The following is a 22841-nucleotide window of genomic DNA, read 5'->3' as shown; positions in this document are numbered from 1 at the left end:
TTGAAACATCCCCGCATCGCCGGTAGGGCATCGGTCATGCGCGCGGAACGGCCGGACATGCGAGGATGCGAAACGGGATGAGCGATCCGCTTTCCCCGGCATCGCTGTTCGCGCTCGGCCTGTTCGCCGCCCTGTGGCTGATCGCCGGCCTGTGGGCGGTCGGGCGCGGCATCGCGATGCAGCGGCGCTCGGCCTTCGTCGCCGGGCAGACCGAGCGGCTGGCGAGCCTGGTCGAGGCGTCGCCGCAGCTTCCCGTCATCGTCCGTGCCGACTGGCGGATCGAGGCGGGCGAGCGGCTCGGGCGCTGGCTCGGGCTCGACGGCGGCCCGCGCAATTTCGACGAGCTGCGCGGGCTCGACGCCGGGCTCGACGCCGCGGGGCACGAGGCGCTGCGGCAGGCGATCCTGGGCGCGCAGCGCGGCGCCAAGCCTTTCACGCTGAACCTGACGCCGCGGGGCGGCAGCCGCACCATCGTCTTTCAGGGCATGGCGGCGCCGCCGGCGGTCGGCGGGCCGGGCAGCGTGCTGCTGTGGCTGAGCGATGCGACCGATGGTCAGCAGGCGCTCGTCCGCGCGCGCGCCGAGCGCGACGAGGCGATGGCGGCGTTCGAGGCGCTGTCGGGGCTGATCGAGGCGGCACCCTTCCCGATGTGGTTCCGCGAGACCGACATGCGGCTCGCGCTGGTCAACGCCGCCTATGTCCGCGCGGTCGAGGCGAAGAGCGCCGCGGCGGTGATCGACGAGGGCACCGAGCTGTGCGAGCCCGTCGCCGGGGTCAGCGCGACCGACGCCGCAGAGGCGGCGCGCGCCGCCGGGTCGGCGCAGCAACGGACGGTGCCGGTGACGATCGAGGGCGAGCGGCGGATCATGCGCGTCGTCGACGTGCCGCTGGCGCCCGAGGGCGGACGGGTGATCGGCATCGCGGGCTATGCCATCGACATTCAGGAACTGGAGAGCGAGCGCGGCGCGCACCGGCGTTTCGTCGATACCCAGCGCGAGCTGCTCGACCGGCTGTCGGCGGCGGTCGCGCAGTTCGGCCCCGATCAGGACCTGGTCTTCGCCAATCTGCCGTTCCGCCGCCTCTTCGCGATCGGTGCCGACGAGGTGGCGGAGGCGCGGTCGTTCGCGCGGCTGCTCGATGCGTGGCGCGACGCCGGGCGGACGCCCGAGGTGCGCGACTATCCGCAGTGGCGGCAGGCGCATGTCGACTGGTTCGCGCGCGCCGAGGCGGGCGAGGAGGAATGGCTGCTGCGCGACGGCACCCACCTGCACGTCGTCGCCCAGCCGACCCCCGACGGCGGCCTGCTGCTGATCGCCGAGGACCGCACCGAGCAGGTGCAACTCGCCTCGACGCGCGACACGCTGCTGCGCGTGCGCACCGCGACCTTCGACAATCTGTTCGAGGCGGTCGCGGTCTTCGCCTCCGACGGGCGGCTCCACCTGTGGAACCAGCGCTTCCGCCGGCTGTGGAGCGTCGACGAGCCGACGCTGGCCGCGCATCCGCGCGTCGACCAGCTGATGAACGGGCTGGCCGACCGGCTCGCCAAGCCCAACCAGGTCAGCATCGTGCAGGAGGTGATCCGCGCCGCGACGCTCGAACGCCAGCAGCGCGTCGGGCAGATCCGCTTCCGTGACGGGCGCCATTTCGATTTCGCGGCGATCCCGCTGCCCGACGGCAACGCACTGCTGATCATGCTCGACGTTACCGACAGCCGCAAGATCGAGGGCGCGCTGCGCGAGCGCAACGAGGCGCTGGAGGCGGCGGACAAGGTCAAGACCGCCTTCCTGTCGCGGATGAGCTATGAGCTGCGGACGCCGCTGACCTCGATCGGCGGCTTCGCCGAGATGCTGCAGGCGGGCTATGCGGGCAAGCTCGGCGAGCAGCAGCAGGCCTATGTCGATGCGATCATCGATTCGGTCGGCGTGCTGTCGCGCCAGATCGACAATGTGCTCGACCTCGCGCAGGGGGAGGCGGGGACGCTGGCGATCGAGCGCGCGCCGGTCGATGTCCGCGCGCTGCTCGACGCGGCGCTCGGCGACGCCGCAGCGCTTGCGGAGGGTGAGAAGGTCGAGCTGGTCGGCCAGCTTGCCGATGGGCTCGGCCGGATCGACGGCGACGCGCCGCGCCTGTCGCGCCTCTTCGCCGGACTGCTCGACAATGCGATCCGCTATACCGCGCCCGCCCGGCGCGGCGACGGCCGGGTGCTGCTGCACGCCGACGGCGATGCGCGGGGGGTGGAGATCGTCGTGTCCGACAATGGGCCAGGGCTTCCCGAAGCGGTCGCGGCGGTGACGCGCGGCGAGCAGGCGGGAACCCAGAGCGGCGGCATCGGCCTCGCGCTCGCGCGCCAGCTCGTCGCCGCGCACGGCGGGACGATGGAGGTGCTGAGCGAGAAGGGGCAGGGAACGCTGGTGCGCATCCACCTGCCGCGGGGCGCGTGACGTGCGACCGGGCGCGGTGACCGGGCGCTGTCGTTCTTCCGCGGCGAAAAAGGATTCGCGCAGAGGCGCGGAGATCGCAGAGATTTTTGTTCACGTGGAGACGCGGAGACGCGGAGATGTCGTGATTGCCGCGAAGCGGCTTTATCTATTCGACCTCGCGTCCGGCCGCGCCGTCTGGGATGAGAATGGGCCTGTCGGCCCGAACTTCCATCTCCGCGTCTCCGCGTCTCCGCGTGAATCCTCACAGCCTTCTCTGCGATCTCCGCGCCTCTGCGCGAATGATCTCCCGGTTCGCCGGAGCAAGCGATGCTGTCGCCCGCAGCCCCCGCGAAGCTGACGACCGCCATGCAAACGCGCCACCCCTACACGCTCGAAGACGCCGGCCGCATCGGCGCCGCGATCGGCGCGGTGCTGGCGCCCGGCGACGTCGTGCTGCTGTCGGGCGATCTCGGCGCGGGCAAGACGACGCTGGCGCGCGCGATGCTGAAGGCGCGCGGGCTGGCGGGCGAGGCGCCGAGTCCGACCTTCGCGATCGTCCAGCCCTATGCGCCGCCCGAGGTCGACCTGCCCATCGCCCATGTCGATCTTTATCGCATCGAGCGGGCGGATGAGCTGATCGAACTGGGGCTCGACGATTACCGGCACGACGGCGCGCTGCTGATCGAATGGCCCGAGCGGCTGGGGCCGGAGGGCTGGCCCGATGCGTTGGCGCTGACGATTTCGGGCAGCGGCGACGCGCGCGTCTTGACAGCGCAGGTGCCGGCGGCTTGGGAAGCGCGATGGCCGCTTCGATGATTCCGCCCGCCGATGCCCCGGCGTTCCTTGCCGCGCACGGTTGGGGCGACGCGCAAATCCTGCCGCTGGCGGGCGACGCCTCCTTCCGCCGCTATTTCCGGGTCGTCGGCGACGGCCGGCGGGCGGTGCTGATGGACGCCCCGCCGCCACACGAGGACCCGCGCCCCTTCGTCGCGGTGGCCGAGTGGCTGTGCGCGCAGGGGCTGACCGCGCCCGCGATTCTGGCGCGCGATCTGGAGCGGGGTCTGCTGCTGATCGAGGATTTCGGCGACGTCCGCCTGCGCGAGACGCTCGACGAAAGGCCGGAGGCCGAGGCCGGCTATTATGCGGGGGTGGTCGACCTGCTCGCGCGGCTCCACGCGCGCCCGGCGATGCCGGGACTGCCGGTGCACGGGCTCGACCAATGGCTCGACGAGGTGATGCTCTTTCCCGACTGGTACGCCCCGGCGCTGGGGCTGGAGGTCGATCGCGATGCGTTCCGCGCCGCGTGGGAAGCGGCGCTGGCGCCGGTCGCCGCCGACGGGATCGCGCGCGTCACGGTGCTGCGCGATTTCCATGCCGAGAATATCATGCTGCTCGGCGGGCGAGAGGGCATCGCCCATTTCGGCCTGCTCGACTTTCAGGACGCGCTCGTCGGCCATCCCGCCTACGACCTCGCCTCGGTGCTGGAGGATGCGCGGCGCGACGTGACCCCGGCGGTGGAGGCCGCGATGCTCGACCGCTATGTCGCCGCGACGGCGCGCGACGACCGCTTCCGTGCCGCCTATTGGGCGCTGGCCGCGCAGCGCAACACGCGCATCCTCGGCGTCTTCGTGCGGCTGTGGAAGCGCGACGGAAAGCCCGGATACCGCCGGTTCCAGCCGCGCATGTGGGGCTTGCTCGAACGCGACCTGACGCATCCCGCGCTCGCGCCGGTGAAGGCGTGGTTCGATGCCCATGTTCCCGCCGGGAAACGGGCGGAGGCATGGGAGTCGACGGGGGAGGCGACGGGAGCATGAGCGCGACGATCGAAAGCGCGATGGTGATGGCGGCGGGCATCGGCAAGCGGATGCGGCCGCTGACCGCGACGCGGCCCAAGCCGCTGGTGCGCGTCGCGGGCAAGCCGCTGATCGATCACAGCCTCGACCGGATCGAGGCGGCGGGCATCGGCCATGTCGTGGTCAACGTCCATTATCTGCCCGACGCGCTCGAGGCGCATCTCGCGGCGCAGCGGCGGCCGTTCGACATCGCCATCTCCGACGAGCGCGACCGGCTGCTCGAAACCGGCGGCGGGATGGTCAAGGCGCTGCCGCTGCTGAGGGGCGATCCGATGCTGATCGTCAACAGCGACAATATCTGGACCGACGGGCCGCAGAACAGCATCCGCAGCCTGGCGCATCACTGGGACGGCGCCGCGATGGACGCGCTGCTGCTGGTGGTCGAGCATGCCAGCGCGCGCGGGCATGGCGGACAGGGCGATTTTCACATGGACGCGGCGGGGCGGCTGTCGCGGCGCAGGCCGGGCCGCGTCGCGCCCTTTGTCTTCACCGGCATCCAGCTCGTGTCGCGGCGTTTTCTGGACGACGCGCCGGAGGGGGCGTTCTCGACCAACATATTGTGGGACCGTGCCATCGCGGCGGGCCGCCTCTACGGCCTCGCGCACATGGGGCAATGGTTCGACGTCGGCACCCCGGCGGCGATCGCGCCGACCGAGGCGGCGCTGGGCGGGGTTTGACCTTTCTCCATCGTCATTGCGAGCGGCGAAGCCGCGCGGCAATCCAGAGCTTGCGTAAACTGCCCTGGATTGCTTCGCTGCGCTCGCAATGACGCGGCCCGCCATCTTCTCCATCCCGATTCATCGGGCTTTCGCCGACGCGCTGGCGGCGGGGCTGATCGCGCGCTTCGCCGACGGGGCGCTCGGCCTTGCCGAAGGATTGATCCTGCTGCCGAGCAACCGCGCGAAGAGCGCGGTGCAGGCGGCGTTCGTGCGTGCGGGCGGGGAGGGTCTGCTGATGCCGCGGCTCGCGGTGATCGGCGACGCCGACCTCGACGAGAGCGTCGCGCTGGCGCTCGACGCGATCGACGAGGCCGAGCCGCTGCCGCCCGCCATCGACCCGCTGCGCCGCCGCCTGCTGCTCGCCGAACTGATCGAACGGCACACGCCGGAGGGCGAAGCGGCGATCACGGGCGCCGCCGCCTTCCAGCTTGCCGACGGGCTGGCGCGCGTGATCGACCAGCTTCATTATGAGGAGCGGACGGTGTCGGCGCTCGTCGATCTCGACTTGGGGGCCTTCGCCGGCCATTGGCAGGCATCGCTCGCGCGGTTGCGGCTGCTCGTCGACCATTGGCCGGGCGTGCTCGCCGCCACCGGCAGCATCGACCGCGCCGAGCGCCGCAACCGATTGCTCGACCGCGTGCGCGAAGGCTGGCGCAAGGCTCCGCCGGCGCGCTTCGTGGTTGCGGCGGGGATCACCACCGCGGCGCCCGCCGTCGCCCGGCTGCTGCGCACCGTCGCCGGAATGGAGCGCGGCATGGTGGTGCTACCCGGGCTCGACCCGGTCATGGCGACAGAGGAGTGGGACGCGCTCGGGCCGACGCGATCCGATGCCGACGATCCGGCGCGCCCGCTCGAAACGCATCCGCAATATCATCTCAAGCTGCTGCTCGACCGCATGGGCGCGAGCCGCGACGAGGTTCAGGCGTGGGATGCGGTGTCCGATTTCGACGGCCCGGAGGCGCGCACGCCCTTCGTTTCGTTGCTCCTCGCGCCCGCCGCCTATAGCGCGCAGTGGCAGGCGGCGGGCGACCTGTCGGCGGCGACCGTCGGCCTGTCGGGCGCGGTCTTCGCCGACGACGGGCAGGAGGCGCAGGGGATCGCGCTGCTGATGCGCGAGGCGATCGAAACCCCCGGGCGCACCGCGGCGCTGGTGACCCCCGATCGCGCTCTGGCCGAACGGGTCGCGGCGGCGCTGACGCGCTGGGGCATCGCGGTCGACGACAGCGCCGGCCAGCCGCTCGCGCAGACGCCGCCGGGCGCCCTGCTGCTGCTGCTTGCCGGACTGGCGGCCGATTTCGACCCGGTCGCGCTGGTGTCGCTGCTCGGCCATCCGCTCGTGCGCAAGGGGGAGGAGCGCGCTGCGTGGCTCGACCAGGTGCGGCGACTCGACCTGCTGCTGCGCGAGCCGGGGCTGACGCCGGGCTGGGCGGGCGTGACGGCGCGCATCGCGGCGCGCGCGGCGGACCCGAAGGCGCGCGGGCACGCACTGGCGGCGGCGCTCGGGCCATGGTGGGGCGAGCTGTCGGAGGCGCTCGGCGCGACGCTGGCGCCCTTCGCCGCCGGGCCGACGCCGCCCGCGACGCTGCTCGGCGCCTTGCAGGCGGGGCTCGAGCGGCTGACCGGCGACGCGGTATGGACCGGACCGGCGGGGCGGATGCTCGCCGAACTGTTCGATGCGTGGGCGCTCGCGCGCGGCGCGGGCCCGGCGCGCGTCGATCCGGCCGATTTTCCGGCCATGCTCGGCCAGCTATTGGCGCAGGCGAGCGTGCGGCCCCCCTATGGCGGGCACCCGCGGCTGTTCATCTGGGGCCTGCTCGAAGCGCGGTTGCAGCGCGCCGACCTGATGATCCTCGGCGGGCTCGACGAGGGCCGCTGGCCCGCCGCGACGCAGCCCGACCCGTGGCTCGCGCCCGGCATCCGCCGCCTGCTGGGCCTGCCGGCGCCCGAACGGCAGCAGGGGCTGGCGGCGCATGATTTCGCCGGGGCGCTGGGCGCGCGCGAGATCGTCGTGACGCGCGCGCAGCGCAGCGGCGGCGACCCGGCGGTCGCGTCGCGATTCTGGCTGCGGCTGTCGGCGCTGGCAGGCGACCTCGCCGAGCCGGACCCCGGCGGCGTGCCGCTGACCCGCCTCGCGGCCGAACTCGATGCGCCGCCGGGCGAGCCGCGGCCGACGCCGCGGCCGCGCCCCGCGCCCCCGCTCGCCGACCGGCCGCGCCGGATCGGGGTCACCGCGCTCGACCGGCTCGCGCGCGATCCCTTCGCTTATTATGCGAACCAGATGCTCGGCCTGTCGCCGCTCGATCCGCTCAGCGCCGCGCCCGATCCGCGCTGGCGCGGCACGCGCATCCATACGCTGTTCGAGGACTGGGTGCGCGGCGGCGCGACGCGCGAGGGGTTCGAGGCCGAAATCGCCGCGCTGCGTATCGACCCGGCGCTCGACGCCATCGCGCGCGCCTTCTGGCTGCCGCGCATCGAGCCCGCGCTGCGCTGGGCGGCGGAGCAGGTCTGGAGTGCCGAGGGGCGCCGGCCGCTCGCGGTCGAAGCGCGGGGCGAGCTGACCGCCGACGGCATCACGCTTCACGGTAAGGCCGACCGGATCGACCGCCACGACGACGGCAGCCTTGCCATCGTCGATTACAAGTCGGGCGGCGCGCCGAGTGCCAAGGCGGCGTACGACAGGCTCGACAACCAGCTCGGCCTGCTCGGCCTGATCGCGCGCGCGGGCGGGATGGAGGGAATCGCCGCCGCGCCCGTCGCGAGCCTCGAATATTGGAGCCTGCGCCCCGATCGCCGCGCGGGCGGCGCCGGGAAGATCTCCCGCACCCATGGACCGCGCGGCGGGCTCAAGAGTGCCGAAGAGGCGATCGACCACGCCGCCGGGGCGCTCGTCGACCTTGCCGGACGCTATCTGCTCGGCGACGCACCGTTCGCGCCGGGCGAGGTCGCGGGCCCCGGCGATTACGACCAGCTCATGCGCCGCGACGAATGGTTCGGGCGCGGGGAGGGCGAGTGATGGCGAAACCCGGCGGCCTCGCGACGCTCGATCCGCGGCAGGGCGCCGCCGCCGATCCCGCGCACCATGTCTGGCTCGGCGCGTCGGCGGGCACCGGCAAGACGCAGGTACTTTCGGCGCGCGTGCTGCGGCTGATGCTGGGCGGCGTATCGCCCGAAGCGATCCTGTGCATCACCTTCACCAAGGCGGGCGCGGCCGAGATGGCGCACCGCATCCACGAACGGCTCGCCGCGTGGGTGCGGATGGACGAGGGCGACCTGCGGCTCGACCTGCACGCGCTGGGGCTCGACTGGCAGCGGCCGGGGCTGATGACGCGCGCGCGGTCGCTGTTCGCGACGGTGATCGACAGCCCCGGCGGCGCGATCCGCGTCCAGACGATCCACAGCTTCTGCCAGACGCTGCTCGCCAGCTTCCCGCTCGAGGCGCGGCTGCTCCCCGGTTTCCGCGCCATCGAGGAGGATGAGGCCGGCGCCCTGCAGCGCGAGGTGCTGAGCGACCTGCTGAGCGCGGAAAAAGAGGAAACGGACCTCCGCGACGCGGCGGCGATGCTGTCGCGGCGGCTCGGTCCCGAATCGGCGCTGTCCTTCCTGTCGAGCTGCGCGGCGGCGTTCGGCGGGCCGCGCGCGCTGCTGCCGCCGTCGGCGCGCGACCTGCGCGACGCTTTCGACCTGCCGGTGGGCGACCCCGATGCGTGGCTCACCGACCAACTGGCGGCGGGGGCGATCGCCGATGCCGACATCCGCGCGGTGGCGACGAGCGGCGCGGCGTGGGGCACCCGGACCGGGGAAGCGTGTTCGGACAGGATGATCGGCTGGCTGATGGCCGATCCCGGCGCGCGCGCGGCGATGCTCGACGAACTGATCGGCTGCTTCCTGACCGGCAAGGGCGATCTGCGCGCCGATTTCGCGGGCGACAAGGGCCGGATGACCGATTGCGTCGATTCGGCAGTGCGGATCGTCGAGGCGGCGGCGGGCCTGCGCGGTACCGCGACCGCGATGCGCGTCGCCGACGAACTGGCGGCGGCATGGAAGCTCGGGAGCCGCTTCGCCGAGGGCTATGCGCTGGCGAAGCGGACACGCGGGCTCGCCGATTTCGACGACCTCATCACCCTCGCGGGCAGCCTGCTGCGCGTCAGCAGCTTCGGCGAATGGGTGCGCTTCAAGCTCGACCAGCGCACCGACCATATCCTCGTCGACGAGGCGCAGGACACCAACATGCGCCAGTGGGGCATCGTCCTGTCGCTCGCCGAGGAGTTTTTCGCGGTCCATCGCGACGATATGGAACGCGCGCGCACCCTGTTCACCGTCGGCGACCGCAAGCAGGCGATCTTCGGCTTTCAGGGCACCGAACCGAAAGCCTTCGCCACCGCGCGCGACCTGTTCCATGCGCTGGGCGAGCGGGCGGGGCAGGCGTTCCGCCAGGTCGATCTCGTCTCCAACTATCGCTCGACCCCGGCGGTGCTCGAAGTCGTCGATGCGTGGCTCGCGGCGGGCGGCACCGCCGCGATGGGGCTGGACGGCGACGAACCGCCGCACCGCCCCTTCCGTTCGAACCAGGCGGGGCAGGTCGAGCTTTGGGCACCGTTGCCGGTCGACAAGGCGCTCGATACGGAAACCGACGATGCGGGCGACGAAGGCATCGGGGGCGATACCGGCGCGCCCGCCTCCGACCCCGCGAGCATGCGCCTCGCGCGCGCGATCGCCGACGAGGTTCGCGACTGGATCGCGAACGGCAAGGATGGACGCCCGGTCGCGCCCGGCGACGTGATGATCCTCGTCCGCCGCCGCCGCGACCTCGCGGCGCGGATCGTCGCGCGCCTGCAGGCGCTGCACGTCCCGGTCGCGGGCGTCGACCGCTTCGCGCTGACCCAGCCGCTTGCGGTGCAGGACCTGATGGCGGCGATGCGCTTTGCGGTGCAGCCGCTCGACGACCTCAACCTCGCGGCGCTGCTCGTCTCGCCGCTGATCGGCTGGACGCAGGACGAGCTTTATGCGCGCACCCGCGGACGCGGGCGCGCCGCGATCTGGGAGCATCTGCGCAGGGCCGAGGGCGACCTGCCCGCCGCGACGATGGAGGCGCTGCGCCACCTGCTGGCGATGGCCGATTACACCACGCCCTTCCGCTTCCTCGAAACCTTGCTGTCGGGGCCGATCGACGGGCGGCGCAGGCTCTATGCGCGGCTGGGGCGCGAGGCGCGCGACCCGATCGACGAACTGTTGAGCCAGGCGCTCGCGTTCGAGGCGCGCGAGACGGTGTCGTTGCTCGGCTTCCTCGCCAGCGTCGAGGGCAGCGCCGCCGAGATCAAGCGCCAGACCGAGGCGCGCAGCGACGTGGTGCGCGTGATGACGGTGCACGGATCGAAGGGGTTGCAGGCGCCGATCGTCATCCTGGCCGATGCGACCGACGATGCGGGGATCGGGCACCGGCCCTTCACCGTCGACGTCGCGGCGTGGGAGAAACTCCCCGTCTTCGCGTTGCCCGGCGACGAACGCCACGGCGCGCTCGCCGAAGCCTATGAGACAGCGGCGCGCGCGGCGGCCGAGGAGCATTGGCGGCTTTTCTATGTCGCGATGACGCGGGCCGAGGAAATACTGGTCGTCGCGGGGGTGACGAAAACGCCCGACCGGTCGGTGCCCGCGGCGAGCTGGCACGCGGCGGCGCAGGGCGCGCTCGAGGCGATGGGCTGCGACTGGGAGGAGGCGGGGCCGCTGTGGGGCCGCCGCCGGGTTCACCGCGTCCACGCCGGCCGATGGGCGCGCCGCGAGCGGGAGGCTAAGGCCGCGCCGCCGCCGCTCATATTGCCCGCCTGGACGCATCGGCCGGCGCCGGAAGAGGCGCGGCCGCCGCGGCCGCTCGCTCCGTCGGCGCTCGGCGAGGACGAAGTGGCGACGCCGCCGCAGGGCGGTGCGCGCGCCGCGGCGGTCGAGCGCGGGCTGCTGCTCCACGCGCTGTTCGAACGCCTGCCATCGGTCGCGTCCGACCGCCGCCGCGCCGCCGCGCTGCGCTGGCTCGCGGCGCAGGCGCCGGCGCTGGACGAGCGCGATCGCGCGGCTATGGCGGACGAGGTGCTCGCGGTGCTGGGCGATCCGGCGCACGCGGCGCTGTTCGGCCCCGGCAGCCTCGCGGAGGTGCCGCTGTCGGCGGTGGTCGACGGCACGGTGGTGGCGGGGATCGTCGACCGGCTGCTCGTCACCGACGCGCGCATCCTCGTCATCGACTACAAGACCGGGCGGCAGGTGCCCGAAAGCGCGGCAGACGTCGCGCCCACCTATCTGCGCCAGATGGCCGCCTATCGCGATGCGCTGGGGGTGATCTTCCCGGGGCGGGCGGTGGACGCGGCACTGCTTTATACCGCCGGGCCGACGCTGATCGGGCTCGACGCGGCGGTGCTGGCGCCGCACAAGCCGGGCTTGGCGGCAACCAAGGCGAATTTGCCGGATTGACCCCTTGAGCCGAACGCGCGCGCGCCCTAGCTTGGCATCAAACATATATTCAGGAGTTTCCCCATGGGTACCAAGGCGATCACCGACGCAAGCTTTCAGGCCGATGTCCTCGACAGCGACACCCCCGTCCTCGTCGATTTCTGGGCCGAATGGTGCGGTCCGTGCAAGATGATCGGCCCGGCGCTCGAAGAGATTTCGGACGAACTCGCGGGCAAGGTGGTGATCGCCAAGCTCAACATCGACGACCATCCCGACGCCCCCGCGCGCTATGGCGTGCGCGGCATCCCGACGATGATCCTGTTCAAGAACGGCGCGATCGCCGAAACCAAGGTCGGCGCCGCACCCAAGAGCGCGCTCAAGGGCTGGCTCGAAGGGGCGCTGTAACTCCGCATCCCCCTAATTCCGTTCGGCATATATATCCTTCAGGCAAGTAAGGAGTTGCTCCCCGGCGAAAGCCGGGGTCCAGATGGCACAGCGCTGCCTCGCATGGACCCCGGCTTTCGCCGGGGAACGGTTACTTGTCGAAAAGGCAGAGTCGCCATTCCGTTCGTGCTGAGCTTGTCGAAGAACGGTGCTTCGACAAGCTCAGCACGAACGGATTTTCGGTGATCCCGGTTATTGCAGGCCAGCTCAGCTCCGATAGTCGGCGTTGATGCTGATATAGCCGTGGGTCAGGTCGCACGTCCACACGGTCGCGCGGCCTTCGCCGAGGCCAAGGTCGGCGCCGATGCGGACGGCCTGCCCCTTCAGATGTGCCGCGACCGGCGCCTCGTCATAGCCCTCGACCGGCAGGCCGTCCTTCGCGACCCAATGGTCGCCGAAACGGATCGCCAGCCGGTCGCGGTCGGCGGGTTCGCCGGCCTTGCCCACCGCCATCACGACGCGGCCCCAATTGGCGTCCTCGCCCGCGACCGCGGTCTTGACCAGCGGCGAATTGGCGATCGACAGCGCGACGCGCTTCGCGCTCTCGTCGCTGGTCGCGCCGGCCACCTGCACCTCGATGAATTTCGACGCGCCCTCGCCGTCGCGCACCACCTGCTGCGCGAGGTCGAGCGCCACCTGCCGGATCGCGGCATGCAGCGCGTCGGCGCCGGCGTCGTCCCATGATTCGAGGCGCGTGTTGCCTGCCTGTCCGGTAGCGAACAGCAGCACCGTGTCGCTGGTCGAGGTGTCGCTGTCGACGGTGATGCAGTTGAACGTCCCGCCCGTCGCCTCGCTCAGCATTTCCTGTAACAGCGCCGGCGCGACCGCGGCGTCGGTGAAGATGTAACCGAGCATCGTCGCCATGTCGGGGGCGATCATCCCCGATCCCTTGACGATCCCCGCGACGTGGACGGTGCGGCCGCCGACGACGGCGCTCGCCGCGGCGCCCTTGGCGAAGGTGTCGGTGGTGCCGATCGTTTCGGCGGCGGCTTCCCACGAACAGGGATCGGCGGTCAGCGCCGCCGCGATGCCCGCGCGCGCCTTGTCCTTGGGCAGCGGTACGCCGATCACGCCGGTCGAGCTGACGAACACCTCGTCGTCCTTGCAGCCGAGATGCTCCGCGACCTGCGTCCTGATCTGCTCGACCGCCTCGCGCCCGCGATAGCCGGTGAAGGCGTTGCTGTTGCCCGCGTTGACGATCAGCGCGCGTGCGGCGCCGTGCTTCACCTGCTCGCGGCCCAGCTCGACCTCCGACGAACAGCAGATATTGCGCGTGAATACGCCCGCGACCGCGGTGCCGGGTGCCAGTTCGACATAGGTGAGGTCGCAGCGGTCCCATTCCTTGTAACGCGCGCGCGCGACGCGGCGCGTCACCCCGGCGATGTCGGGCAGGGCGGGGAAGGCGGCGGGGGCGAGCGGCGAGCGTGTGGTCATGGGGCGCGTGTAGCGGCTCTTCCCCCCACGCAAAACCCCTCCCGTTTACGGGAGGGGCAGCGAGACTTGGGCGCTTGCGTCCTAGACACCGATGACTTTGGATTGACCCCCTTCGTCATTGCGAGCGGAGCGAAGCAATCCAGGGCGGTTTGCGCACGCGCTGGATTGCCGCGCGGCTCCGCCGCTCGCAATGACGAGTCCATTCGATGGCATCACGCCCTGGCCGCAGCGGGGTGGGCCAATGCGACGTCGCTGCCCACCCCCAGCCCCTCCCGCAGGCGGGAGGGGAGTATTACGCCGGAATGCCGCTGATCGCCTTCATTTCCATGAAGTCCTTGAGGCCGAACAACCCGCCTTCGCGGCCGTTGCCCGACTGTTTGTAGCCGCCGAACGGGGCGCCCGGCGCGGGCCCCCAGTTGTTGACCGCGACCATGCCCGCGCGCAGCTTCGGCGCGACTTCGGCGGCCTTGGCGGGGTCGCCCGACACGACGGCGGACAGGCCGTATTCGGTGTCGTTGGCGATCTCGACCGCTTCGTCGAGGTTCGAATATTCCATGATCGTCGCGACGGGGCCGAACACTTCCTCCTTCGCGATCCGCATGTCGGGGGTGACGCCCGAGAAGACCGTCGGCTTGATGAAATAGCCGCGGTTGACGTTGCTCGGCAGGCCGGTGCCGCCGGTTTCCAGCGTCGCGCCTTCGTCGATCGCCGACTGGATCAGGCCCTGAATCTTGTCGAACTGCGCCTTGTTGACGACAGGACCGATGTGACCGCCCTCCTGGCTCGGATCGCCGACCTGCGTGCCGTCGAACATCGCCTTGATGACGCCGACCGCTTCCTCCTTGCGGTCCTTGTGGACAAGGATGCGCGTCGGCGCGATGCAGCTCTGCCCGGTGTTGACGAGCACGCCCTGCACCGTCGGCGGCAGCACGGCGCCCAGGTCGGCGTCGGGCAGGACGAGGTTCGGCGACTTGCCGCCCAGTTCCTGGTGGACGCGCTTGACCGTGTCCGCCGCCGCCTTGGCGACGAGGATGCCGGCGCGGGTCGATCCGGTGAAGCTCACCATCTCGATGCCGGGGTGCGAAGAGATTGCGTTGCCGACGGTCGGGCCGTCGCCCTGCACCAGGTTGAACACGCCCGGCGGCACGCCCGCGGCATCGAGGATTTCGGCGAAGATCACCGCGTTGCCCGGGCATTCCTCCGACGGCTTGAGGATCATCGTGTTGCCGGCGGCCAGCGCGGGCGCGACTTTCAGCGCGATCTGGTTGAGCGGCCAGTTCCACGGCGTGATCATGCCGACGACGCCGATCGGCTCATAGACGACCTTGTTCGCGCCATGCTGCTCGCTGAACTCGAAAGTCTTGAGCGCCTCGATCGTGCCGAGGAAGCCGCCGATGCCGGCGCCGACCTGCGCGGTGCCGGCGAAGCTGACCGGCGCGCCCATTTCGGCGGCCATCGACCTGGCGAGGTCGGGGCCGCGCTTCTTATATTCCTCGACGATGCGGCCCATCAGCGCCAGCCGCTCCTCGCGCGTCGTCTGCGACCAGCTCTTGAAGGCCTCGCGCGCCGCGGCGACGGCGGCGTCGACGTCGGCGGCGGTGCCGAGCACGACGGTCGAGGCGGCTTCCTCGGTCGCGGGGTTGACGACGTCGTGCAGCTTGCCGCCCTTGCTGTCGACCCATTGGCCGCCGATGTACTGCTGTTTCAGGTGGGTTTCGGTATCGCTCATCGTCTGTCTCCCATCGGCGCGGAATTGCGTATCGGATTGCTACCTAATCACTGTGGACCATGAATCAAGCTGGGCCAACTGCGAAAGCTGGCGGGTCAGCGCTTTTCGGCCGCGAGGCGCGACATCAGGATGGCGGCGCGGGTCGCCTGCCGCGCGATGCTGGGCAGATCGACCGCCTCGCCCGGCGCGTGATCGCCGGTCGACCAGGGGCCGAGGCCCGCGAGCCCGTCGACGTCGGCGGCGACGAAGCTGATGTCGCCCGCGCCGCGCTTCAGCGGGTCGAGCGCCGCCATCTCGGGCAGGCCGAGGTCGCGGTTGACGCCGTTCAGCTTCACCAGCAGCGCCCTGTTGCCCTCGGTCGGCGCCATCGGCGGATAGCCGCCGGGGTCGAAGCTCAGCGTCGCGCCGGTTTCCGGCGCGTGGTCCGCCACGATCTGTGCCATCTTCGCCCGCACCCGCTGCGATTGCTCGATCGACAGCGTGCGCAGATCGCCGCGCGCGATCGCGATCGGCGGAATGATGTTGGTCTTGCCCGTCGCGGCACCGCGGATGCCGCCCGCGTCGAGGCTCGCGGTCTCGCCGCCGGCGATCAACCCGACGTTGAAGGTCAGGTTGGGTTCGGGCAGTTCGGTGCGAAAGCGCTGGATGATGCGCGTCAGCTCGTAGATAGCGCCGTCGCCGACCCCGGCGCCGAAGATGCCCGAGCTGTGGCCCGTCCGGCCGGTCGCCGTGACCGTCCAGCTTTCCGACGAGCGCCGCGCGATCGACCCCATGTCGGCGCCGCCGTCGCGCACCAGCCCCTCGAAGTCGAGCGCCACGTCGCTGCGCTTGCCCGCTTCGATCAGGTCGGCGCGCGCCTTCTCGATCGGATCGCCCGCATCCTCCTCGTCGCCGGTCATGTGGATTTCGATATTGGCGTCCTTCAGCGTTCCCGCCGCCTTCATCGCGCGCAACGCAGCGAGGATGACGACCATTCCGCCCTTGTCGTCGCCCGCGCCCGGGCCTTCGCCCCGGTCGCCCTTGCGGGTGAAGGTCTGGAAGGGCGAATCGGGTTCGAACACCGTGTCGAGATGCGCGATCAGCAACAGGCGCCTAGTGTCGGGGCGGCCCTTGTGCACCGCGATCAGATGGCCCGCGCGGCCGGTCTCGGGCGTCGGCTTCCACGTCACCTCGAACCCCAACGGTTCGAGTTCGGCGCGCATCATCTGGCCGACCTTCTCGACCCCCGCGAGGTTGAGCGAGCCGCTGTTCTGGTTCACCAGCCGTTCGAGCAGCGCGATCGAGCGGTCCTGCTCGGCCGCGACCGTCTTCGCCATCGCGCTTTCGGCCTTGCTGAGTTTCGCCTGCGCGGGCGGGACGAGCGCGAACTGGAGGGCGAGCAGGGCGATGAACGGCAGCGATTTCATGAGCGACTCCTTGCGAGGGGTTGCTCCTTGTGCCGACTCGGCGCTGGGGCGGCAAGTCGCCGCGGGGATTTTGCGCGCCGCGATCAGGCGGCGTCTTTCACCTCGTCGAAATCGTCGAGCTTCTTCAGCGCATCGCGCGCGATCGAACGGAGCTTCGCCGCATTCACCCGGAGGCCCTCGCTGTCCGAACCCGACAGTTCGTCGATCGAAAAGGCGACGCGGGTGCGGTTGGGCGCCAGTTCGTCGAAGGTGAATTTGAGGCCGGTCGCCAGCGCGCCGTCGTCGATGCTGTAGATCATGTGCGCCTCGCGCGGGATTTCCATCGCGACGGCGAATTTCACCTTATAGGCGTCGGGGCGCAGCTTGGGCGCGACCTGCGCCCACGCCGGGTCGCTCCTGTCGATCACCAGCTCGTAAAGGCGGGTCGAGCCGCCGTTGGTGACGAGCGGCAGGCCGGTGAAGGCGCCCTCGTCGCCGAACATCTTCGCGAACACCTCTTCGCGCGGCGCCGCGACGGTCCGGGTCTGGTTCGCCAGCTCGGCGACCTTGCCGCAGCCGGCGACCAGCAGCATCGTGACGACCAGCAGCAGGCGGCGAAGCATTGCGATATCCCCCCTCGGACATTCCGTCGGGGGGTATAGCAGCGCCATCTTGCCGAATGGTAAGCGCCGGCGCGATGACCCATTCTTCCGAAAGACGCGAGGCGCCCGGCCACTGTCGGCCGGACGCCCCTGTCGTTCTGCCGGTCGGGCCGGTCAGGCGCTGTAGTACATCTCGAACTCGACCGGGCTCGGCGTCTGTTCGACGGCGTGAACCTCGTCCCACTTGAGTTCGATATAGGCCTCGATCTGGTCCTTCGAGAAGACGTCACCCTTCAGCAGGAAGTCGTGGTCGGCGGCCAGGCTGTCGAGCGCTTCGCGCAGCGAGGCGCACACGGTCGGTACTTCCTTCAGTTCCTCGGGCGGCAGGTCATAGAGGTTCTTGTCCATCGCGTCGCCGGGGTGGATCTTGTTCTGGATGCCGTCGAGCCCCGCCATCAGCAGCGCCGCGTAGCAGAGGTAGGGGTTCGCCATCGCGTCGGGAAAGCGGAACTCGACGCGCTTCGCCTTGGCGCCCGCGCCATAGGGGATGCGGCACGAGGCCGACCGGTTGCGCGACGAATAGGCGAGCAGCACCGGCGCCTCGAAACCCGGGACGAGCCGCTTGTAGCTGTTCGTCGTCGGATTGGTGAAGGCGTTCAGCGCCTTGGCATGCTTGATGACGCCGCCGATGAAATAGAGGCACATGTCCGACAGCCCGGCATAGCCGTTGCCCGCGAACAGCGGCTTGCCCTTTTCCCAGATCGAGAAATGCGTGTGCATGCCGCTGCCGTTGTCGTCCTTGATCGGCTTGGGCATGAAGGTCGCGGTCTTGCCATAGGCATGCGCGACCTGGTGCACGACATATTTGTAGATCTGCATGCGGTCGGCGGTCTGGGTCAGCGTGCCGAAGGTCAGGCCCAGTTCGTGCTGCGCCGCCGCGACCTCGTGATGATGCTTGTCGCACGGCAGGCCGAGTTCGAGCATCGTCGACACCATCTCGCCGCGGATGTCGACCGCGCTGTCGACAGGGGCGACGGGGAAATAACCGCCCTTGGCGCGCGGCCGGTGGGCCAGGTTGCCGCCCTCGTAGCTGCGGCCCGAATTGGTCGGCAGTTCGATGTCGTCGATCTCGAAACCCGACTTGTTGTAGCCGGTTTCGAAGCGGACGTCGTCGAACATGAAGAATTCGGCCTCGGGCCCGACATAGACGGTGTCGCCGATGCCGGTCGATCCGACATAGGCCTCGGCGCGCTTCGCGGTCGTGCGCGGATCGCGGGCATAGCCTTCGCCGGTCGCGGGTTCGACGATGTCGCAGACGATGATCAGCATCGGCGTCGCCGAAAAGGGATCGTCATAGACGGCGTCGAGGTCGGGCTTCAGGATCATGTCGCTTTCGTTGATCGCCTTCCACCCCGCGATCGACGAACCGTCGAACATCAGCCCATCCTCCAGCGCATCCTCGTCGATCGCGCCGGCGCACATGGTCAGGTGGTGCCATTTGCCCTTGGGGTCGGTAAAGCGCAGGTCGACCCACTCGATGTCGTTTTCCTCGATCCGCGCGATGATATCCTTCGGCTTGGTGGCCATGGTCTTGCACTTCCTTCTTGCGATAGATCCCGATGCGGGGGGATGGTGAACGGCTGATGGCGGGCCCTAAAGCGCGTCCTCGTTGCGCTCTCCGGTGCGGATGCGCAGCGCGGTTTCGATGGTCGAGACGAAGATCTTGCCGTCGCCGATGCGGCCGGTCTGCGCGGCGGCGGCGATCGCCTCGACCACGCGCTCGGCCAGTCCGTCCTCGACGACGACCTCCAGCTTCACCTTGGGCAGGAAGTCGACGACATATTCGGCGCCGCGATAAAGCTCGGTATGGCCTTTCTGGCGCCCGAAGCCCTTCGCTTCGGTGACGGTGATGCCGCTGACGCCGACTTCGTGCAGCGCCTCCTTCACCTCGTCGAGCTTGAACGGTTTGATGATTGCTTCAATCTTCTTCACGCTGTCCATTCCCCTTGGGCTGTCCACCGCCGGTCGCAGTCCGGGCCGGATCAGGCATGCCTGGTCCGGTCCTCCCGGTCGAGTCGGTGCGGTGTGCCGCCATCTTGCACCAATCAAGACCCGTGCCAATTGGCGAATGGCGGGGTTCCGACGGGAATTTCGACGTGGGGTCGCGGCGTTGCCCAAGACGCGGGCAGCGCCGCCATCCTGCTGCCTAATATATGGGCATGGCGGCACGGGCGCTTCTATTTTGATTCACGCAAAGGCGCGAAGGCGCGAAGAAGGCCGCGCACGAGGCCGGCCGTCCATTTGTCGACGCAGGCGACCTTGAAGGCGCTTCGCGCGATCGGAAAGCGGCGCAAGCACAATGACACGGCCTCTTCGCGCCTTTGCGCCTTCGCGTGAAAATTTCCTGTCCCGCCCCCTCCGCAACCAGCATCGGTTTTGGAAAGGGGGCGATGCCTGCGCCCTACCGCCCCATGGGCGCCGACGCCTCGGGCAGATGCGCCTTGGTCCAGTTCGACCGCTCGATGACATAGGCGCGGATCGCCTCGGCATCGGCGGGCGTGAGCACGCGCGCGAAGCTGACCATGCCGCGATCCTTGAGCGCGCCGTCGAGGATCACGCTTTTCCACGCGTCGGCGTTGGCGAGCGTGCCGGAGACGCGCAGATCGGGGGTGAAGCCGTTGCCGATCGCGCTGTCGCCGTGACACACTTGGCAATAGCGTCCGAAGTGCGCCTTGCCTGCCGCAACCTGCTGCGGCGTGCCGACCGGCGCGGGCGGGTTCCATTCGAGCGCGGTCGTCGCGGGCGGCGCGGGAAGTTGGACGGTGCCGCCGATCTTGAGCACGACGAGGCGCGGGATGTTGGGCACCTTACGCGTCACGCCGCCCGCGATCCCGGCGACAAGCGGGAAGGCGCCGCCCTTGCTGGTCTGGAAGGCGACATATTGCACCCCGTTCACGCGAAAGGTCGAAGGCGCGCTGACGATTCCCGACTGCATGTCGAGGTCGAGAAGCTGCTTGCCGGTGTCGGCGGCATAGGCGCGGAAGCGGCCGGTGCTGGTGCCCTGGAAGACGAGGTTGCCCGCCGTCGTCATCGTCCCGCCGTTCCATGCGGCGGGATAATCGACCCCCCAGGCGACCTTGCCAGTACGCGGATCGAAGGCGACGAGGCGGCCGGTGGTCGCGGCGACCGCGGCGCGGAACGCCGCCGTGTCGTCGGGCAGCATCCCGGCCTGGAGCGAGGTGCCGACGTTGAAGCCGAGCACCTTGCGCTTGTCGAGCTCGTCCATGTCCTCGAGATAGCCCTGCGGAATCTGCTGCGCGGGGATGTACACGAGGCCGGTCGCGGGATTGTAGCTCATCGGGTGCCAGTTGTGCGCGCCGAGCGCGCCGGGAATGGCGATGAACGGCTTGCCGGTCCGATAGAAGCGGGCATCGGGATTTTCGATCGGCCGCCCCGTTGCGAGGTCGTAGCCGGTCGCCCAGTTGATCCCGTCGACGAAGGGCCTGGCGTCGATCAGCTTGCCCGTCGCGCGGTCGATGGTGAAGAAGAAGCCGTTCTTCGGCGCGTGATACAGCACCTTGGTCGGGGTGCCATTCACCGGCTGCTCGGCCAGGATAATCGGCTGCGTCGCCGTATAATCCCAGCTTTCGGCCGGGGTTTCCTGATAATGCCATTTATAGGCGCCGGTATCCGCGTCGAGCGCGACGACCGAGGAGAGGAACCAGTTGTCGCCTTCGCCGTTCGAGCGCAGCCCGTGGTTCCACGGATTGCCGTTGCCGACGCCCAGATAGATCTGGTCGAGATCCTTGTCATAGACGATCGCGTCCCACACGGTGCCGCCGCCGCCCGATACCTTCCACTCGCCCTTGTCGGACCAGGTCGCGTTGCCCTTCGACGCGAAGATGTCGTCCGATGCTGCGCCGTCCTTCTTCTTCTCGGGGTTGGGCGCGGTGTAGAAGCGCCAGCGCTCCTTGCCGGTGTCGGCGTCATAGGCGGTGACATAGCCGCGCACGCCGAATTCGGCGCCGCCGTTGCCGATCAGCACCATGTCCTTCACCACGCGCGGCGCGCCGGTGATCGTATAGGGCTTCGCGGTGTCGAAGGTCTGCGTCGACCACAGTTCCTGCCCGGTCTTGCGGTCGAGCGCGATCAGCCGGCCGTCGATCGTGCCGACGAACAGCTTGTCGCCCCAGACCGCGACGCCGCGGTTGACGACGTCGCAGCAGGCGTTGACCGCGCGCTCACCGGGCACCTTGGGGTCGAAGCTCCACAGCTTCTTGCCGGTCGCGGCATCCCATGCGTCGACCTTCGACCAGGCGTGGCTGACATACATCACCCCGTCGACGACGACCGGGGTCGCTTCCTGCCCGCGCGCATCGTCGAGGTCGGCGAACCAGGCGATGCCCAATTGCCCGACATTCCGGTCGTCGATGTCCTTGAGCGGGCTGAAGCGCTGCTCGTCGTAACTATAGCCGATGCCGGCCCAGTCGTCGCCGTTGCCGCCGGTCTTCAGCAGGGTCTCGCTGGCCTTCTCCGCGTCGTCGAGCGATCCGGTCCCGCCCGATTTCGATGCGTTGCATCCCGCCAGCACCAGCGCCGCGCCGCCCAGCAGCGCGGTCACGAAGACCCGTTTCGCCATATTCGCTCTCCCTCGACGTCCATGGTTGACGTTTGCGTCAACTCTGCGCCGGGCGCGCCCGATTGGCAAGGGGGATTTAGGGTCTTCTACCTAGAGCGGCGTGCCATGAACCTGCAACGCCCCTCATCCGTTCGTGTCGAGCGCAGTCGAGACACCCATCGGCCTTGCGCCACGCTGATGGGTGTCTCGACTGCGCTCGACACGAACGGGACGATGGGTCAGATTTAACGCTCGATGCTCTAGACGCCGCGCGTTCGCGGCAGCGCGGCGTGTTCACGCCCAGGGCGGCGCGTTCAGGCCCTTGGGGCTGGCGGTGAAGATTTCGCAGCCGGTTTCGGTGATGCCGATGCTGTGCTCGAACTGCGCCGACAGGCTGCGGTCGCGCGTCACCGCGGTCCAGCCGTCGGGCAGCATCTTCACCGCATATTTGCCGGTGTTGATCATCGGCTCGATGGTGAAGAACATGCCGGGCTTCAGTTCGGGACCGGTGCCGGGGCGGCCGGCGTGGACGACCTCGGGCGCGTCGTGGAACATCTGGCCGACCCCATGGCCGCAGAAGTCGCGCACGACCGAATAGCGGTGGCGTTCGGCATGCTGCTGGATCGCGTGCGCGATGTCGCCGATCCTGTTGCCCGGCTTGGCCTGCTCGATCCCCAGCATCAGGCATTCATAGGTCACGTCGACCAGCCGCCGCGCCTTGATGCCGACCTCGCCGACCAGATACATGCGGCTCGTATCGCCGTGCCAGCCGTCGACCATCGGCGTGACGTCGACATTGACGATGTCGCCCTCGCGCAGCGGCCTGGCGTCGGGAATGCCGTGGCAGACGACATGGTTGATGCTGGTGCAGCAGCTGTGCGTGTAGCCGCGATAGCCGAGCGTCGCGGGAATGCCGCCGCCCGCCAGCGTCATCTCGCGGACGAGGTCGTCGATCTGCGCCGTCGTCACGCCGGGCTGGACGAAGGGAACGAGCGCGTCGAGAATCTCGGCCGCGAGCCGCCCCGCCCGGCGCATCCCGGCAAAACCCGCCTCGTCATGCAGCTTGATTGTCCCGTCGCGCACGGGAGCAGGGGTGCCGGCTTCGGCGGCGGTGACGGAAATATAGTCGTACATGGGGGGCTATATAGGCGATGAGGTGCTAAAACGCTAGTTTTGCGAGTGTCGGCTTTGCTTACGCTGTT

At 69.8% G+C, this 22841-nt stretch carries 15 protein-coding genes; 7 read left to right on the top strand and 8 right to left on the bottom strand.

Features of this window, described 5'->3' with window-relative positions:
• Positions 1-77: 77 nt before the first annotated feature.
• From SGRAN_RS17430 to trxA, 7 genes are all read left to right on the top strand, one after another.
• Positions 78-2441, top strand: a complete 2364-nt coding sequence (locus SGRAN_RS17430) for a sensor histidine kinase (RefSeq protein WP_067185761.1) — start codon at positions 78-80, stop codon at positions 2439-2441.
• Positions 2442-2786: 345 nt separating this feature from the next.
• Entirely contained in the window at positions 2787-3236 is a 450-nt protein-coding gene (gene tsaE, locus SGRAN_RS17425) for a tRNA (adenosine(37)-N6)-threonylcarbamoyltransferase complex ATPase subunit type 1 TsaE (RefSeq protein ID WP_067187154.1), read from the top strand.
• Positions 3233-4234: an aminoglycoside phosphotransferase family protein gene (locus SGRAN_RS17420; RefSeq protein WP_067185759.1), complete on the top strand. Its 1002-nt coding sequence runs from the start codon at positions 3233-3235 to the stop codon at positions 4232-4234. Before tsaE ends, SGRAN_RS17420 begins: the two co-directional genes overlap by 4 nt.
• Complete coding sequence (locus SGRAN_RS17415) at positions 4231-4950, top strand: nucleotidyltransferase family protein (RefSeq protein WP_067187153.1); 720 nt, start codon at positions 4231-4233, stop codon at positions 4948-4950. The genes SGRAN_RS17420 and SGRAN_RS17415 overlap by 4 nt, the downstream gene beginning before the upstream one ends.
• 88 nt (positions 4951-5038) lie before the next feature.
• Positions 5039-8005: a double-strand break repair protein AddB gene (addB, locus tag SGRAN_RS17410; protein WP_067185757.1), complete on the top strand. Its 2967-nt coding sequence runs from the start codon at positions 5039-5041 to the stop codon at positions 8003-8005.
• Positions 8005-11448: a double-strand break repair helicase AddA gene (gene addA, locus SGRAN_RS17405; RefSeq protein WP_067185755.1), complete on the top strand. Its 3444-nt coding sequence runs from the start codon at positions 8005-8007 to the stop codon at positions 11446-11448. Before addB ends, addA begins: the two co-directional genes overlap by 1 nt.
• A 63-nt stretch (positions 11449-11511) precedes the next feature.
• Complete coding sequence (trxA, locus tag SGRAN_RS17400) at positions 11512-11832, top strand: thioredoxin TrxA (RefSeq protein ID WP_067112728.1); 321 nt, start codon at positions 11512-11514, stop codon at positions 11830-11832.
• 246 nt (positions 11833-12078) lie between these two features.
• Here the strand turns inward: trxA and argJ are convergent, their stop codons facing one another.
• The 8 genes from argJ to map form a co-directional block, all read right to left on the bottom strand.
• Complete coding sequence (gene argJ / locus SGRAN_RS17395) at positions 12079-13305, bottom strand: bifunctional glutamate N-acetyltransferase/amino-acid acetyltransferase ArgJ (RefSeq protein WP_067185753.1); 1227 nt, start codon at positions 13303-13305, stop codon at positions 12079-12081.
• Between the two features lie 292 nt (positions 13306-13597).
• Entirely contained in the window at positions 13598-15034 is a 1437-nt protein-coding gene (locus tag SGRAN_RS17390; protein WP_067185751.1) for an aldehyde dehydrogenase family protein, read from the bottom strand.
• Positions 15035-15129: 95 nt separating this feature from the next.
• Positions 15130-16440, bottom strand: a complete 1311-nt coding sequence (locus SGRAN_RS17385; protein ID WP_067185749.1) for a M20/M25/M40 family metallo-hydrolase — start codon at positions 16438-16440, stop codon at positions 15130-15132.
• Between the two features lie 83 nt (positions 16441-16523).
• A complete protein-coding gene (locus SGRAN_RS17380; protein WP_067185747.1) occupies positions 16524-17042 on the bottom strand; it encodes a hypothetical protein in 519 nt (172 codons plus the stop codon).
• Between the two features lie 153 nt (positions 17043-17195).
• Positions 17196-18608: a type I glutamate--ammonia ligase gene (gene glnA / locus SGRAN_RS17375; protein ID WP_067185745.1), complete on the bottom strand. Its 1413-nt coding sequence runs from the start codon at positions 18606-18608 to the stop codon at positions 17196-17198.
• 66 nt (positions 18609-18674) lie between these two features.
• The gene (locus tag SGRAN_RS17370; protein WP_067112731.1) at positions 18675-19013 is read right to left on the bottom strand and encodes a P-II family nitrogen regulator; all 339 of its coding nucleotides are present in this window, start codon (positions 19011-19013) and stop codon (positions 18675-18677) included.
• Positions 19014-19482: 469 nt separating this feature from the next.
• Positions 19483-21660 carry a PQQ-dependent dehydrogenase, methanol/ethanol family gene (locus SGRAN_RS17365; protein ID WP_067185743.1) on the bottom strand — a complete coding sequence of 726 codons (2178 nt, stop codon included), beginning with the start codon at positions 21658-21660 and terminating at the stop codon, positions 19483-19485.
• 273 nt (positions 21661-21933) lie between these two features.
• Positions 21934-22773 carry a type I methionyl aminopeptidase gene (gene map / locus SGRAN_RS17360; RefSeq protein ID WP_067185741.1) on the bottom strand — a complete coding sequence of 280 codons (840 nt, stop codon included), beginning with the start codon at positions 22771-22773 and terminating at the stop codon, positions 21934-21936.
• Positions 22774-22841 lie beyond the last annotated feature (68 nt).

The organism is Sphingopyxis granuli, from assembly GCF_001559015.1.
GTDB classification, from domain to species: Bacteria; Pseudomonadota; Alphaproteobacteria; order Sphingomonadales; family Sphingomonadaceae; genus Sphingopyxis; species Sphingopyxis granuli.
This window is presented reverse-complemented; position numbering and strand designations above follow the sequence as displayed.

Excerpts from the sequence above, each read along its gene's own strand:
- SGRAN_RS17365 (WP_067185743.1), bottom strand. The coding sequence starts at position 21,660 with ATGGCGAAACGGGTCTTCGTGACCGCGCTGCTGGGCGGCGCGGCGCTG.
- SGRAN_RS17430 (WP_067185761.1), top strand. The coding sequence starts at position 78 with ATGAGCGATCCGCTTTCCCCGGCATCGCTGTTCGCGCTCGGCCTGTTC.
- argJ (WP_067185753.1), bottom strand. The coding sequence starts at position 13,305 with ATGACCACACGCTCGCCGCTCGCCCCCGCCGCCTTCCCCGCCCTGCCC.
- glnA (WP_067185745.1), bottom strand. The coding sequence starts at position 18,608 with ATGGCCACCAAGCCGAAGGATATCATCGCGCGGATCGAGGAAAACGAC.
- SGRAN_RS17385 (WP_067185749.1), bottom strand. The coding sequence starts at position 16,440 with ATGAAATCGCTGCCGTTCATCGCCCTGCTCGCCCTCCAGTTCGCGCTC.
- SGRAN_RS17380 (WP_067185747.1), bottom strand. The coding sequence starts at position 17,042 with ATGCTTCGCCGCCTGCTGCTGGTCGTCACGATGCTGCTGGTCGCCGGC.
- SGRAN_RS17420 (WP_067185759.1), top strand. The coding sequence starts at position 3,233 with ATGATTCCGCCCGCCGATGCCCCGGCGTTCCTTGCCGCGCACGGTTGG.
- map (WP_067185741.1), bottom strand. The coding sequence starts at position 22,773 with ATGTACGACTATATTTCCGTCACCGCCGCCGAAGCCGGCACCCCTGCT.
- tsaE (WP_067187154.1), top strand. The coding sequence starts at position 2,787 with ATGCAAACGCGCCACCCCTACACGCTCGAAGACGCCGGCCGCATCGGC.
- SGRAN_RS17390 (WP_067185751.1), bottom strand. The coding sequence starts at position 15,034 with ATGAGCGATACCGAAACCCACCTGAAACAGCAGTACATCGGCGGCCAA.
- trxA (WP_067112728.1), top strand. The coding sequence starts at position 11,512 with ATGGGTACCAAGGCGATCACCGACGCAAGCTTTCAGGCCGATGTCCTC.
- addA (WP_067185755.1), top strand. The coding sequence starts at position 8,005 with ATGGCGAAACCCGGCGGCCTCGCGACGCTCGATCCGCGGCAGGGCGCC.
- SGRAN_RS17415 (WP_067187153.1), top strand. The coding sequence starts at position 4,231 with ATGAGCGCGACGATCGAAAGCGCGATGGTGATGGCGGCGGGCATCGGC.
- addB (WP_067185757.1), top strand. The coding sequence starts at position 5,039 with ATGACGCGGCCCGCCATCTTCTCCATCCCGATTCATCGGGCTTTCGCC.